Annotated in this window: 8 protein-coding genes; 7 read left to right on the top strand and 1 reads right to left on the bottom strand. The window is 60.9% G+C overall.

Features of this window, described 5'->3' with window-relative positions:
- The 3 genes from rpoB to J2X53_RS04670 all read left to right on the top strand — a co-directional run bounded on the left by rpoB (nucleotide 1) and on the right by J2X53_RS04670 (nucleotide 9,958).
- Nucleotides 1-4,134 carry a DNA-directed RNA polymerase subunit beta gene (gene rpoB / locus J2X53_RS04680; protein WP_349036325.1) on the top strand — a complete coding sequence of 1,378 codons (4,134 nt, stop codon included), beginning with the start codon at nucleotides 1-3 and terminating at the stop codon, nucleotides 4,132-4,134.
- 94 nt (nucleotides 4,135-4,228) lie between these two features.
- Entirely contained in the window at nucleotides 4,229-8,464 is a 4,236-nt protein-coding gene (rpoC, locus tag J2X53_RS04675; RefSeq protein ID WP_349036324.1) for a DNA-directed RNA polymerase subunit beta', read from the top strand.
- 279 nt (nucleotides 8,465-8,743) lie between these two features.
- Nucleotides 8,744-9,958, top strand: a complete 1,215-nt coding sequence (locus J2X53_RS04670; RefSeq protein ID WP_349036323.1) for a hypothetical protein — start codon at nucleotides 8,744-8,746, stop codon at nucleotides 9,956-9,958.
- 235 nt (nucleotides 9,959-10,193) lie between these two features.
- Here J2X53_RS04670 and J2X53_RS04665 read toward each other — a convergent pair whose 3' ends face one another.
- Nucleotides 10,194-10,868, bottom strand: coding sequence for a hypothetical protein (locus J2X53_RS04665; RefSeq protein WP_349036322.1), 675 nt, complete (start codon nucleotides 10,866-10,868; stop codon nucleotides 10,194-10,196).
- 161 nt (nucleotides 10,869-11,029) lie between these two features.
- Here J2X53_RS04665 and J2X53_RS04660 point away from each other — a divergent pair, with 161 nt between their 5' ends.
- From J2X53_RS04660 to fusA, 4 genes are all read left to right on the top strand, one after another.
- Nucleotides 11,030-11,908, top strand: coding sequence for a DMT family transporter (locus tag J2X53_RS04660; RefSeq protein ID WP_349036321.1), 879 nt, complete (start codon nucleotides 11,030-11,032; stop codon nucleotides 11,906-11,908).
- A gap of 277 nt (nucleotides 11,909-12,185) precedes the next feature.
- Nucleotides 12,186-12,557: a 30S ribosomal protein S12 gene (rpsL, locus tag J2X53_RS04655; protein WP_103334339.1), complete on the top strand. Its 372-nt coding sequence runs from the start codon at nucleotides 12,186-12,188 to the stop codon at nucleotides 12,555-12,557.
- A gap of 11 nt (nucleotides 12,558-12,568) precedes the next feature.
- Nucleotides 12,569-13,039: a 30S ribosomal protein S7 gene (rpsG, locus tag J2X53_RS04650; RefSeq protein ID WP_118149333.1), complete on the top strand. Its 471-nt coding sequence runs from the start codon at nucleotides 12,569-12,571 to the stop codon at nucleotides 13,037-13,039.
- A gap of 9 nt (nucleotides 13,040-13,048) precedes the next feature.
- The gene (fusA, locus tag J2X53_RS04645; RefSeq protein ID WP_349036320.1) at nucleotides 13,049-15,172 is read left to right on the top strand and encodes an elongation factor G; all 2,124 of its coding nucleotides are present in this window, start codon (nucleotides 13,049-13,051) and stop codon (nucleotides 15,170-15,172) included.
- The last annotated feature ends 80 nt before the right edge of the window (nucleotides 15,173-15,252 follow it).

Below are 15,252 nucleotides of genomic sequence, written 5' to 3'. Positions count from 1 at the left end.
ATGGCGCAAGCTTATGTAGGCCAGAAACGCATCCGCCGCTATTATGGCAAGATCCGTGAAGTTCTGGAGATGCCGAACCTGATCGAGGTTCAGAAATCCTCATACGATCTATTCCTGAACTCGGGCGAGGGCCCGAAACCTTCGGATGGCGAAGGTATTCAGGGCACGTTCCAGTCGGTGTTCCCGATCAAGGACTTCAATGAAACGGCTGTTCTGGAATTCGTGAAATACGAGCTGGAAAAGCCGAAATACGACGTTGACGAATGCCAGCAGCGCGACATGACCTATGCCGCGCCGCTGAAGGTGACGCTGCGTCTGATCGTGTTTGATGTGGATGAGACCACCGGGGCACGGTCGGTCAAGGACATCAAGGAACAAGACGTCTACATGGGCGACATGCCCCTGATGACCAGCAACGGGACGTTCATCGTGAACGGCACCGAGCGCGTGATCGTGTCCCAGATGCACCGTTCGCCGGGCGTGTTCTTTGACCACGACAAGGGCAAGACCCATTCGTCGGGTAAATTGCTGTTTGCCTGCCGCATCATCCCATATCGCGGCTCGTGGCTGGACTTTGAGTTCGACGCCAAAGATATCGTGTTCTCGCGCATTGACCGCCGCCGGAAGCTGCCGGTGACAACCCTGCTCTACGCCCTTGGGCTGGATCAGGAAGCGATCATGGATGCTTACTACAACACTGTTAATTACAAATACCTTAAGAACAAAGGTTGGGTCACCAAGTTCTTCCCCGAACGTGTGCGCGGCACCCGTCCGACGTTTGATCTGGTCGATGCCGCAACCGGCGAAGTCATCCTGAAGGCAGGCGAAAAAGCCACGCCGCGGATGGTGAAAAAGTGGGTCGACGACGCCGAGATCACCGAACTTCTGGTGCCGTTTGACCATATCCTTGGCCGCTATATCGCCAAAGACACGATCAACGAAGAAACCGGCGAGATCTGGGCCGAGGCCGGCGATGAGCTGACCTGGGAGTTGGACCGCGACGGCGAAGTCAAGGGCGGCAGCGTCAAGGTGCTGCTGGATCAGGGCATCACCGATATTCCGGTGCTCGACATCGACAACGTCAACGTCGGCCCCTACATCCGCAACACCATGGCGGCAGACAAGAACATGGGCCGCGACACCGCGCTCATGGACATCTACCGCGTGATGCGTCCGGGCGAGCCGCCAACCGTTGAAGCGGCTAGCCAGCTGTTCGACACGCTGTTCTTTGACAAGGACCGCTATGACCTGTCGGCCGTTGGCCGGGTCAAGATGAACATGCGTCTGGATCTGGGCAAGCCCGATACCCAGCGCACGCTGGACCGTGACGACATCATCGCCTGCATCAAGGCGCTGACCGAGCTGCGCGACGGCAAGGGCGAGATCGACGATATCGACCACCTCGGCAACCGCCGGGTGCGTTCGGTCGGCGAGCTGATGGAAAACCAGTACCGCGTCGGGCTGCTCCGCATGGAGCGCGCGATCAAGGAACGCATGTCATCGGTCGAGATCGACACGATCATGCCGCAAGACCTGATCAACGCCAAACCGGCTGCGGCTGCGGTGCGTGAATTCTTCGGCTCGTCGCAGCTGTCGCAGTTCATGGACCAAACCAACCCGCTGTCGGAAGTCACCCACAAACGCCGTCTTTCGGCGCTTGGGCCTGGCGGTCTGACCCGTGAGCGTGCCGGCTTTGAAGTGCGCGACGTTCACCCGACCCACTATGGACGGATGTGCCCGATTGAAACGCCTGAAGGTCAGAACATCGGTCTGATCAACTCGCTGGCGACCTTCGCCCGCGTGAACAAGTACGGCTTCATCGAGACCCCGTATCGCAAGGTGATCGACAACAAGGTGACCGATGAGGTCATCTACATGTCGGCGACCGAGGAAATGCGCCATACGGTTGCTCAGGCAAACGCGGCACAGGACTCCGAAGGGCGCTTTACCGATGACCTGATTTCCAGCCGGAAGGCCGGGGAATTCATGCTGAACCCGCCGGACGCGATCGATCTGATCGACGTGTCGCCGAAACAGCTGGTCTCGGTCGCGGCATCGCTGATCCCGTTCCTTGAAAACGACGACGCCAACCGCGCCTTGATGGGCTCGAACATGCAACGTCAGGCGGTTCCGCTGCTGCAGGCCGATGCCCCATTCGTGGGCACCGGGATTGAAGCCGTGGTGGCGCGTGACTCCGGTGCGGCCATCATGGCCCGCCGGTCGGGCATCATCGACCAGGTTGACGCCACCCGTATCGTTGTGCGGGCGACCGAAATGCTGGAACCGGGTGAGCCGGGCGTCGACATCTATCGTCTGCGCAAGTTCAAACGGTCGAACCAGTCGTCCTGCATCAACCAGCGTCCGCTGGTGAAGGTGGGCGATACGGTCGAGCGCGCGCAGGTCATCGCTGATGGCCCCTGCACCGACTTTGGCGAACTGGCCCTTGGCCGGAACGTGATCGTCGCGTTCATGCCGTGGAATGGATACAACTACGAAGACTCGATCCTGATTTCGGAACGCATCCTGCGCGACGACGTGTTCACCTCGATCCACATCGAGGAATACGAAGTCGCGGCCCGCGATACGAAGCTGGGGCCAGAGGAGATCACCCGCGACATTCCGAACGTCGGTGAAGAAGCGCTGCGCAACCTCGACGAGGCTGGCATCGTCTACATCGGTGCCGAAGTGCAGCCGGGCGACATTCTGGTCGGCAAGATCACCCCCAAGGGTGAGTCGCCGATGACGCCGGAAGAAAAACTGCTGCGCGCCATCTTTGGTGAAAAAGCGTCTGACGTGCGCGATACCTCGCTGCGTCTGCCGCCGGGGGCTTATGGCACCATCGTCGAAGTGCGGGTGTTCAACCGGCACGGCGTCGACAAGGACGAACGCGCGCTGCAGATCGAGCGTGAAGAAGTCGAACGTCTGGCGCGTGACCGCGACGACGAGCTGACCATTCTGGAGCGCAACATCTACTCGCGTCTCAAGACCCTGATCACCGGCAAGACGGCTGTCAAAGGCCCGAAAGGCATCAAGTCGGGTTCGACCATTGACGACGACCTGCTGGGTACGCTGTCGCGTGGCCAGTGGTGGCAGCTTGCCCTGAGCGAAGAAGCTGAGGCCAAGGATGTCGAAGCCCTGCACGACCAGTACGAAGCCCAGAAGCGCGCTCTTGAGCACCGCTTTGAGGACAAGGTCGAAAAGGTCCGTCGCGGTGACGATCTGCCTCCGGGCGTGATGAAGATGGTCAAAGTGTTCGTCGCGGTGAAGCGCAAGCTGCAACCGGGCGACAAGATGGCCGGTCGTCACGGCAACAAAGGGGTTATTTCCAAGGTTGTTCCGATCGAAGACATGCCGTTCCTGGCCGATGGCACCGCCGTTGACCTTGTGCTGAACCCGCTTGGGGTTCCGTCGCGGATGAACGTCGGGCAGATTCTTGAAACCCACATGGGCTGGGCCGCACGCGGTCTGGGCATTCAGATCGACGAGGCTCTGAAAGAGTATCGGCGCAACGGCGACATGACTCCGGTCAAGGAAGCCATGCGGATCGCTTACGGCGACGAGACCTATGCCGAGGCCTTTGAGGACCGCAACGACGACGATCTGCTGGAACTGGCAGGCAACGTGACCAAAGGCGTGCCGATTGCCACGCCGGTGTTCGACGGGGCCAAAGAGGTGGACGTGAACGACGCGCTGACGCGCGCCGGGTTCGACACTTCGGGTCAGTCGGTGGTGTTCGATGGCCGCTCGGGTGAGCAGTTCCAGCGCAAGGTGACAGTGGGCGTGAAATACATGCTCAAGCTGCACCACCTTGTCGATGACAAGCTGCACGCGCGTTCGACCGGACCTTACAGCCTCGTCACGCAGCAGCCGCTGGGTGGTAAGGCGCAGTTCGGTGGTCAGCGTCTTGGGGAGATGGAGGTCTGGGCTCTGGAAGCTTACGGCGCCGCCTATACCCTGCAAGAGATGCTGACGGTCAAGTCGGATGACGTGGCCGGCCGGACCAAGGTCTATGAGAGCATCGTCAAGGGTGAGGACAATTTCGAAGCTGGCGTGCCAGAATCGTTCAACGTTCTCGTCAAAGAGGTCCGCGGTTTGGGCCTCAACATGGAACTCCTGGATGCGGAGGAAGAGTGAGCGAGGGTTGGGGCACCCCCCAGCAATCGCTCGGTAGGGCGGGGTTCACCCCGCCCTGCACCTTCCCCCGCCGCCCTTATTCTCAGGAATTGAAATGAACCAGGAACTCAGCACCAACCCGTTCAACCCGGTTGCGCCCGTCAAGACATTTGACGAGATCAAGATCTCTCTGGCCTCGCCAGAGCGGATTCTGTCGTGGTCGTTCGGCGAGATCAAGAAGCCCGAAACCATCAACTACCGCACGTTCAAGCCTGAACGCGACGGTCTGTTCTGCGCCCGGATCTTTGGCCCGATCAAGGATTACGAATGCCTGTGCGGCAAATACAAGCGCATGAAATATCGCGGCGTTGTCTGCGAAAAATGCGGTGTGGAAGTCACCCTGCAAAAAGTCCGCCGCGAGCGGATGGGCCACATTGAACTGGCAGCACCCGTCGCGCACATCTGGTTTCTGAAATCGCTGCCAAGCCGCATCGGTCTGATGCTGGACATGACGCTGCGCGATCTGGAACGCATTCTGTACTTTGAAAACTACGTTGTGATCGAGCCGGGTCTGACCGACCTGACCTATGGTCAGCTGATGACCGAGGAAGATTTCCTCGACGCGCAGGACCAGTACGGCGCTGACGCGTTCACCGCGAATATCGGCGCCGAAGCGATCCGAGAAATGCTGGCCGCGATTGATCTGGAACAGACTGCCGACACGCTCCGCGAGGAGCTGAAAGAGGCGACCGGCGAGCTGAAGCCGAAAAAGATCATCAAGCGTCTGAAGATCGTCGAGAGCTTCCTCGAATCCGGCAACCGTCCGGAATGGATGGTCCTGACCGTTCTGCCAGTGATCCCGCCGGAACTGCGCCCGCTGGTCCCGCTGGATGGTGGCCGCTTTGCGACCTCTGACCTCAACGACCTGTACCGCCGCGTCATCAACCGCAACAACCGCCTGAAGCGGCTGATCGAACTGCGTGCGCCCGATATCATCGTGCGCAACGAAAAGCGGATGCTGCAGGAAGCTGTCGATGCGCTGTTCGACAACGGCCGTCGTGGCCGGGTCATCACCGGCACCAACAAGCGCCCGCTGAAATCGCTGTCCGACATGCTCAAGGGCAAGCAGGGCCGGTTCCGTCAGAACTTGCTTGGCAAACGGGTTGACTTCTCGGGCCGTTCGGTCATCGTGACCGGGCCGGAGCTGAAACTGCATCAGTGCGGTCTGCCGAAAAAGATGGCGTTGGAGCTTTTCAAGCCGTTCATCTATTCGCGGCTGGAGGCCAAGGGTCTGTCCAGCACCGTGAAGCAGGCGAAAAAGCTGGTCGAGAAAGAGCGTCCCGAGGTCTGGGATATTCTGGATGAAGTCATCCGCGAACACCCCGTTCTGCTGAACCGGGCACCGACGCTGCACCGTCTGGGCATTCAGGCGTTTGAGCCGATCCTGATCGAAGGCAAGGCGATCCAGCTGCACCCGTTGGTCTGCGCCGCTTTCAACGCGGACTTCGACGGTGACCAGATGGCTGTTCACGTGCCCCTGAGCCTTGAGGCCCAGTTGGAAGCGCGCGTTCTGATGATGTCGACCAACAACGTGTTGTCGCCCGCCAACGGCGCGCCAATCATCGTGCCGTCGCAGGATATGGTCCTTGGTTTGTACTACACCACCATGCAACGCAAAGGCATGGTCGGCGAGGACATGATGTTCACCAACGTGGATGAGGTCGAACACGCCCTCGCCGCCGGTGCCGTCCACCTGCACGCCAGGATTCAGGCGCGTATCAAGCAGATTGACGAGCATGGCAACGAAGTGTGGAAGCGCTTTGAAACCACACCCGGCCGTCTGCGTCTGGGCAACCTGCTGCCGCTGAACGCCAAGGCTCCGTTCGATCTGGTCAACCGCCTGTTGCGGAAAAAAGACGTGCAGAACGTCATCGACACCGTCTACCGCTATTGCGGTCAGAAAGAGTCGGTCATCTTCTGCGACCAGATCATGACGATGGGCTTCCGTGAGGCGTTCAAGGCCGGCATTTCGTTCGGCAAGGACGACATGCTGATCCCGGAAAACAAGTGGGATATCGTCGGCGAAGTCCGCGATCAGGTGAAGGAATTCGAACAACAGTACATGGACGGCCTGATCACTCAGGGCGAAAAGTACAACAAGGTTGTCGATGCCTGGTCGAAGTGTAACGACAAGCTGACCGAAGCCATGATGTCCACCATCTCGGCCCCCCGGTTTGACGAGAATGGCGCCGAGCAGGAACCGAACTCGGTTTACATGATGGCACACTCCGGTGCGCGTGGTTCGGTCAGCCAGATGAAACAGCTGGGCGGGATGCGCGGTCTGATGTCGAAGCCAAACGGCGCGATCATCGAAACGCCGATCATCTCGAACTTCAAGGAAGGTCTGACCGTTCTTGAATACTTCAACTCGACCCACGGCGCCCGGAAGGGTCTGTCGGATACCGCGTTGAAGACGGCAAACTCCGGTTACCTCACCCGCCGTCTGGTGGATGTGGCGCAGGATTGCATCGTGCGGGCCCATGATTGCGGCACCGACCGGGCGATCACGGCCCAAGCCGCCGTCAACGATGGTGAAGTGATCCAGACCCTTGCAGACCGCGTTCTTGGCCGGGTTTCGGCTGATGACGTGCTGGTTCCCGGCACCGATGAGGTGCTGGTGGGGGCAGGCGAGCTGATCGACGAGCGCCGCGCCGACCTGATTGATCAGGCCGGGGTTGCGGTCATGCGCATCCGTTCGCCACTGACCTGTGAAGCGGAAGAGGGCGTTTGCGCCATGTGCTACGGGCGTGACCTTGCCCGTGGTACGCTGGTCAACAGTGGTGAAGCGGTCGGTATCATCGCCGCCCAGTCCATTGGCGAGCCGGGCACCCAGCTGACGATGCGGACCTTCCACATCGGCGGTATTGCTCAGGGTGGTCAGCAATCGTTCCTCGAAGCCAGCCAGGAAGGCAAGATCGAGTTCCGTAACGCGAACCTTCTGGAAAACGCGAACAAGGAACTGATCGTGATGGGCCGGAACATGTCGATTGCGATCATCGACGATGCCGGTCAGGAACGCGCCGTTCACAAGATCACCTACGGCTCCAAAATCCACGTCAAGGACGGGGCCGAGGTCAAGCGTGGCGCCAAGCTGTTCGAATGGGACCCCTACACCCTGCCGATCATCGCCGAAAAGGGCGGTGTGGCGAAGTTCGTCGACCTGGTTTCGGGGATCTCGGTCCGCGAAGACACCGATGATGCGACCGGCATGACCCAGAAGATCGTGTCCGACTGGCGTTCCGCGCCAAAGGGCAACGATCTGAAACCGGAAGTCATCATCATGGACCCGGCAACCGGCGAGCCTGTGCGTGGCGACAATGGCAATCCGATCAGCTATCCGATGTCAGTGGATGCGATCCTGTCGGTCGAAGACCAGCAGGATATCAAACCCGGTGACGTGGTGGCCCGGATTCCGCGCGAAGGTGCCAAGACCAAGGACATCACCGGGGGTCTTCCCCGCGTGGCCGAATTGTTCGAAGCCCGTCGTCCGAAGGATCACGCGATCATCGCCGAGATGGATGGCTACGTCCGCTTTGGCAAAGACTACAAGAACAAGCGCCGCATCACGGTTGAACCCGTGGATGAGACGATGACCGCCGTGGAATACATGATCCCCAAGGGCAAGCACATTCCGGTTCAGGAAGGTGATTTTGTCCAGAAGGGCGACTACATCATGGACGGCAACCCCGCTCCGCACGACATCCTGCGTATCATGGGTGTCGAGGCGCTGGCGAACTACATGATCGACGAAGTGCAGGATGTTTACCGACTGCAAGGCGTGAAGATCAACGACAAGCACATCGAGGTGATCGTTCGCCAGATGCTGCAAAAGCTGGAGATCCTGGAAAGCGGCGACACCACGCTGCTCAAAGGGGAGCAGGTCGAAAAGATCGAGCTGGACGAAGAGAACCTGAAGGCCCGCAACCGTGGCATGCGCGAGGCGAAAGCCGAACCTGTGCTGTTGGGGATCACCAAGGCCTCGCTTCAGACCCGCTCGTTCATCTCGGCGGCGTCGTTCCAGGAAACCACGCGGGTTCTGACCGAGGCTTCGGTTCAGGGCAAGCGCGACAAACTGGTCGGTCTGAAAGAGAACGTCATCGTCGGCCGGTTGATCCCGGCAGGCACCGGCGGGGCCACCAGCAAGGTCAAGAAGATCGCGGCCGATCGGGATACCGATGTGATCGAAGCGCGTCGGGGAGAGGCGGAACAAGCCGCTGCTCTGGCCGCTCCGATGGAGGACGTGATGCAGAAAGAGGTCGGCTTGGTCGACCCGTTTGAGAGCCGCGACTAAGCCTCGGTTTCTTTGACACGCAAGCCCCCGCCAGCCGTGATGCTGGCGGGGGTTTTTCGTTTTTCCCCTGTGTTACAGAATATGAAATCTCGTAAAAACAATATGTTGACCCTGCGGGATTAACGAGTTCTTTACTCTTTCACGGCGATCCCGTGGGCGATGCGTTGCCTGTTCCCGGGCCGTCGCTTCTTGGCGCGGGCACTGGCGGGGAAATCACCTCTGGCGGAAAGATATGTTATACTATAACTAATCCGGGCAATGACAAATCCGGAGGTGGGAATGACCCGCATATCATCTGTAACGACACGACTCTGGGCCTCTGCCGCCCTTACCGTTCTGGCGGCAGGCGCGGCTGTGGCGCATGACGAAGCGGACAGCCACTATCGTCTGTTCATCGGCGACCATGCCGAGGGGATTGTCCGGGCGATCGACGCCGAAAGCGGCGAGGCTCTGGCGACGTTCGAAATCGACATGACCCCGGCGCTGACCCCCAGTGCCAGCGGGCGCACGGTGTTTGCGGTGCAGGGCGATGTCGGCAAGGTGGCGGTGATCGACACCGGCATCGCGCTGGAGGATCACGGCGATCATGCCGACATCACGGTGACAGACCCGGCGCTGCTGGATCTGGTGCTCACGGGCACCAAACCTGCGCATGTGGTCGAAGGCTCGGGCCAGATCGCGCTGTTTGACGACGGCACCGGCGATGTGACGCTGTTTGCGGAAAGCACGCTGCTGGACGGCAGCTTTGCGCCGGTGACGCTGTCGCCGGGGGCGGCGCATCACGGGCTGGCGGCGCCGATGGGCGACTATCTGGTGGTCTCGGTGCCGCATGATGACCCCGAGCAGCCGCGTGTCGGGCTGAAGGTCATCGACAAGGCTGGCGCGCAGGTTGGTGAAGTGGTGAATTGCCCCGCTGTCCACGGGCAGTCGCAATCGGCGCGTGTCTTTGCCTTTGGCTGCAAGGATGGCGTGGTGATCGCGACCCCGGGTCAGGGCGGCGCGGCCCCGGTGCTGGAGCATCTGCCGACCGCTGATCTGGGCGAGGGCAATGTCTCGACCCTGACAGGCGGCAAGGCGCTGCAGTTCTTCCTTGGCAATTACGGCAGTTCTGCCGTGGTGCTGATCGAGCCGGGCAGCGACGCCCCGTTCCGCAAGATCGAGCTGCCGACCCGTCGGGTCGATTTCGCGCTGGATCCCGCGATTGCCCGCAACGCCTATATCCTGACCGAAGACGGCCAGCTGCACCTGCTGGACATCCTGTCCGGCGAGATCACCCAGAGCGTGACGGTCACCGAGCCCTATTCGATGGATGGTCATTGGCGCGACCCGCGCCCGCGTCTGGCGGTGGCGGGTGATCATATTGCCATCACCGACCCGTTGCAGGGTCTGGTCCGGCTGATCTCGACCGAGACGCTGACCGAGGTGCGCAAGATCCCGGTGGAGGGTGTGCCCTATACCATCACCGCCGTTGGCGGCTCTGGCGCCACGCATTAAGCGCGAGGCTGGCAGGAAGAGGGGGCGGGACCGGTGTCCCGCCCCCTTTGCATATCCCGGTCCGGATAGCCACTCCGCACGGGAGTTGTTTTGTCAGGAAGACTGCGACGGCATTTCATCTTGGCGAAAATACTCATTTGCACCGGGCGGAGCAGGGGCGAGGCTGGCCGGTTTTCTCCGCGGGGCTGCGAGGCGATTGAGGGTGTCGCCAAGGTGGGAGAGTGGCTCCCCCGGTTCAGCTGTCTTCGCCCCTGCGGCCGCCCAGTCCCATCCCCATGCCCATGCCGCCGCTGCCTGCACCGCCTCCACCACCGCCGCCCCCAGTTCCCCGGGCGGTGTCGCCGCTGCGTCCGCCAGACCGGCCGCTGCTGCCCGATTGCGGTCGGGTCGGGCCTTGCGACGGGATCTCCACCTCTGGCGGCACGGGGTCGAGGTCAAGCGCGCGGCGGACATAGGTGCGCAGCGAGGTGACCAGTTCGGCGGTGTGAATCGGCCGCCCGGCCACCATGTCGCGGGCAGCTTGCCCGGCCAGCCGCACATGCTCTTCGGTGCCCAGAAGCAGGATGTCCGACAGGGCGCCCTCGACCGCGTCGCGGATGCGGCGGGCGCGGTCCATGCCGGGAGCCTCATTGTCTGGTGAGGGTTCGCCCTCTGCCTCGGGCTGGCTGCGCAGGTCGCGCAGATGCGCCGGATTGACAGTCAGCTGCCCGGTGAAGGAGCCGCCCAGCACCTTGTAAGCGGCGATCAGGGTTTTCAGCCGTTCGTTGATCTGCCGGTTCATGCGCTGCTGGCGCTGCTGAAGGGTCAGCATCATCACCACCCGAATGCCGACCCCGATCAGGGTGATCAGGGTCAGGCCCAGAAGGGTGGTCAGAATTCCCTGCCAGGACGAAAAATCGAAGAACCGCATCTTGTGCCCCCGGGCTTGTCAGAAGTCACCTTATCAGCTGAAGCGGGGCTGGCCAGTGCCGCCTGGGGCGCAGCCATTACCGCAGATTGTACCCGTCACATCTCTGCCCCTTTCCGGGAGCGGAGGCGCGGCCTAAGCAGGGGGCAGGGCAGGAGACCGGGATGCAGCTTTCAGACAACGCGCGTGGCGCGGTCTACATGATGGTGGCGATGGCGGCGTTTACGCTGAATGACACCGCGATGAAGGCACTGACGCAAGAGGTGCCGCTGTTTCAGACGATTGCGATGCGGGGCGGGCTGACATTGCTGGGGCTGATCGGGCTGGCGATTGCACTGGGTCAGTGGAAGCCGCGACTGCCCCGGCGTGACGCGGTAATGATCGGCATCCGCTGTGCAGCCGAAGTCGTATCGACGGTGCTGTTTCTGGCGGCGCTGGTCCAGATGCCGCTGGCCAACCTGTCGGCGATCATGCAGGCGCTGCCGCTTGCGGTGACACTGGCGGCGGCGCTGATCTTCAAGGAGACGATCGGCTGGCGTCGGATGACGGCGATTCTGATCGGTTTTGCCGGGGTGCTGATCATCATCCGCCCCGGACCGGATGGGTTTGACATCTGGTCGCTGATGGGGCTGGGGTCGGTGGCCTTTGTGCTGGTGCGCGACCTTGCCGCACGCTCGGTCAGCCGGGCGGTGCCGTCGGTGATGATCGCGGTCTGGGCCTCGGCGGCGGTGACGGGCGTGGCGGCGCTGGCCAGTCTGGGGACCGGCTGGGTGGCGCTGACCCCGGGGCAGGGGGTGCTGGTGGCGGCGGCGGCGGTGGCGCTGGTGATCGGGTATCTGTTCTCGGTCATGGTGATGCGGGTCGGCGATATCAGTTTCGTCGCCCCGTTCCGCTATACGGCGCTGATCTGGGCGATCGTTCTGGGCTGGCTGGCCTTTGGCACCCTGCCGGACCCGCTGACCCTGTTCGGGGCGGGGCTGGTGGTGGCGACGGGCATCTTTACCCTGTGGCGGGAGCGCAAGGTCAGGGCACGTCTGACCTGACTGCGCCCTGTGCAGCAAGGGTGCTGCTGTTGACATCGCATGCGACTCCCCCTATACGCCCGCTAATCTGACATGCGGAGAGATCGGCATTTCGGAGCCAGAATGCTTGATGTGGTCAAGATCCGGGTCAAAAGCCCCGATCCTCTGGAAGTCCACCGCGTCATCCCTGCGCTGGGGATGATTGCGGTTTTGTGCTTTGCGATTCGCGCATGGCACACGTCGAGAAGCAGTGCCCCGCCGTTCGGGGCGAGTATTGACAGCAACACGAGGAACGTGAATGCCGACTATTCAGCAGCTCATCCGCAAACCGCGGGAGCCTAACGTGCGCAAGTCCAAGTCGCAGCACTTGGAAGGTTGCCCCCAGAAGCGCGGTGTTTGTACCCGCGTTTACACCACCACCCCGAAGAAGCCGAACTCGGCTATGCGGAAAGTCGCCAAAGTGCGCCTGACCAACAGCTTTGAGGTCATCTGCTACATCCCCGGCGAAAAGCACAACCTTCAGGAGCACTCTGTGGTTCTGATCCGTGGCGGCCGTATCAAAGACCTTCCGGGTGTGCGTTACCACATCCTGCGCGGTGTTCTGGATACCCAGGGCGTTAAAGATCGTCGTCAGCGTCGTTCGAAATACGGCGCGAAGCGTCCGAAGTGAGGGTTTGAAACATGTCTCGTCGTCACGCCGCTGAAAAACGCGAAATCCTGCCCGATGCCAAGTATGGTGACCGGGTTCTGACCAAGTTCATGAACAACCTGATGCTGGACGGAAAGAAATCCGTTGCAGAATCAATCGTTTATGGCGCGCTTTCCCGTGTGGAAACCCGTCTGAAGCGCGAACCGATCCAGGCTTTCCATGAAGCGCTGGAAAACGTGAAACCCTCCGTCGAAGTGCGTTCGCGCCGCGTCGGTGGTGCCACGTATCAGGTTCCGGTCGAAGTGCGCATCGAGCGCCGCGAAGCTCTGGCCATCCGCTGGCTGATCATCGCTGCCCGCAAGCGCAACGAAAACACCATGGAAGAACGTCTGGCTGCTGAACTCTCGGACGCGGTGAACAACCGTGGTACCGCTGTGAAAAAGCGCGAAGACACCCACAAGATGGCCGACGCAAACAAAGCGTTCAGCCACTACCGCTGGTAAGGGGTCCACATGGCACGCGACTATCCGCTTGAGCGCTATCGTAACTTCGGCATCATTGCTCACATTGATGCCGGCAAGACCACCACGTCCGAGCGTATCCTGTACTACACAGGCAAATCCCACAAAATCGGTGAGGTGCATGATGGCGCCGCAACGATGGACTGGATGGAACAAGAGCAAGAGCGCGGGATCACGATCACCTCGGCTGCGACCACTACGTTCTGGGAACGCACCATTGATGCGGGTCTGGATCACGCTGCAAAAGACAAGTACCGCTTCAACATCATCGACACCCCCGGACACGTCGACTTCACCATCGAAGTCGAGCGTTCGCTGGCCGTTCTTGATGGCGCTGTCGTTCTTCTGGACGGCAACGCAGGCGTTGAGCCGCAGACCGAAACCGTGTGGCGTCAGGCTGACCGCTACAAGGTTCCGCGGATCGTGTTCGTCAACAAGATGGACAAGACCGGCGCTGACTTCTTCAATTGCGTGCGCATGATCAAGGACCGGACCGGGGCACATGCTGTTCCGATCGTTCTGCCGATCGGTGCCGAAGACAAGCTCGAAGGCATCATCGACCTCGTGACCATGGAAGAATGGACCTACGAGGGCGAAGATCTGGGCGCGTCCTGGACCCGTCAGCCGATCCGTGCCGAGTTGAAAGACGAAGCCGACGAATGGCGCATGAACCTGCTGGAAACAGCAGTGGGCCAGGATGACGAAGCGATGGAAGCCTATCTGGAAGGCGTTGAGCCGACCCCGGAAAAGCTGCGCGAGCTGATCCGCAAGGGCACGCTGGCCATCGATTTCATCCCGGTGATGGCTGGTTCATCGTTCAAGAACAAAGGCGTGCAGCCGCTGTTGAACGCCGTGATCGACTATCTGCCCTCGCCCCTCGATGTGCCGCCCTACATGGGCTTTGCGCCGGGTGACGAGACAGAAACCCGTAACATCGCCCGTTCGGCCGATGACGACCAGCCGTTCTCGGCGCTGGCCTTCAAGATCATGAACGACCCCTTCGTTGGCTCGCTGACCTTTACCCGGATCTATTCGGGCAAGCTGGCCAAGGGCGACGGCATGCTGAACGCGACCAAGCAGCGCAAAGAGCGCGTTGGCCGCATGATGATGATGCATGCCATCGAACGTGAAGAAATCGCCGAAGCGTTTGCTGGCGATATCATTGCGCTTGGCGGTCTGAAAGAAACCACCACTGGTGATACGCTGTGTGATCCGGCAAAGCCTGTCGTTCTCGAAACCATGACCTTCCCGGTCCCGGTGATCGAGATTGCGGTCGAACCGAAGACCAAGGCCGACCAGGAAAAGATGGGCATAGCACTTGCCCGTCTGGCTGCCGAAGACCCGTCCTTCCGTGTGGAAACCGATATCGAGTCGGGCCAGACGATCATGAAGGGCATGGGCGAACTTCACCTCGACATCCTCGTCGACCGTATGCGTCGCGAGTTCAAGGTCGAGGCGAACATCGGCGCGCCGCAGGTGGCGTATCGCGAAACGATCTCGCGCGAGCATGAAATCGACTACACGCACAAGAAACAGACCGGTGGTACGGGTCAGTTTGCACGCGTGAAGCTGATCATCTCGCCGACGGAACCGGGCGAAGGCTATTCGTTCGAGGCCAAGGTTGTGGGTGGTTCGGTGCCAAAGGAATACATTCCTGGCGTTGAAAAGGGCATCAAGTCGGTGATGGACTCCGGTCCGCTGGCGGGCTTCCCGGTGATCGACTTCAAGGTGGCGCTGATTGACGGCGCGTTCCACGATGTTGACTCCAGCGTTCTGGCCTTTGAAATCGCGGCCCGTGCCGCGATGCGCGAAGGTCTGAAGAAAGCCGGTGCGAAACTGCTCGAACCGATCATGAAAGTCGAAGTCGTCACCCCGGAAGAATACACCGGCGGCGTCATCGGCGACCTGACCTCGCGTCGGGGCATGGTGACCGGGCAGGACAGCCGCGGCAACGCCAACGTGATCTCTTCGATGGTCCCGCTGGCGAACATGTTCGGCTACATCAACACGCTGCGCTCGATGACGAGCGGTCGTGCGGTGTTCTCGATGGAGTTCGACCATTACGACGCGGTGCCGCAGAACATCTCGGACGAGATCCAGAAGAAATACGCTTAACGGTGTGGCGGGGGGATCCCCGCCCTACCAGTCCCGTAGGGCGGGGTTGACCCCGCCGCATCCGATACATGAATGAGGAG

This window comes from Pseudotabrizicola sp. 4114 (assembly GCF_031457365.1).
Taxonomy (GTDB): Bacteria; Pseudomonadota; Alphaproteobacteria; order Rhodobacterales; family Rhodobacteraceae; genus Pseudotabrizicola.
This window is presented reverse-complemented; position numbering and strand designations above follow the sequence as displayed.

Bases quoted from the DNA above. Each gene is read 5' to 3' on its own strand.
- rpoB (WP_349036325.1), top strand. From the start codon at position 1: ATGGCGCAAGCTTATGTAGGCCAGAAACGCATCCGCCGCTATTATGGC.
- rpoC (WP_349036324.1), top strand. From the start codon at position 4,229: ATGAACCAGGAACTCAGCACCAACCCGTTCAACCCGGTTGCGCCCGTC.
- J2X53_RS04670 (WP_349036323.1), top strand. From the start codon at position 8,744: ATGACCCGCATATCATCTGTAACGACACGACTCTGGGCCTCTGCCGCC.
- J2X53_RS04665 (WP_349036322.1), bottom strand. From the start codon at position 10,868: ATGCGGTTCTTCGATTTTTCGTCCTGGCAGGGAATTCTGACCACCCTT.
- J2X53_RS04660 (WP_349036321.1), top strand. From the start codon at position 11,030: ATGCAGCTTTCAGACAACGCGCGTGGCGCGGTCTACATGATGGTGGCG.
- rpsL (WP_103334339.1), top strand. From the start codon at position 12,186: ATGCCGACTATTCAGCAGCTCATCCGCAAACCGCGGGAGCCTAACGTG.
- rpsG (WP_118149333.1), top strand. From the start codon at position 12,569: ATGTCTCGTCGTCACGCCGCTGAAAAACGCGAAATCCTGCCCGATGCC.
- fusA (WP_349036320.1), top strand. From the start codon at position 13,049: ATGGCACGCGACTATCCGCTTGAGCGCTATCGTAACTTCGGCATCATT.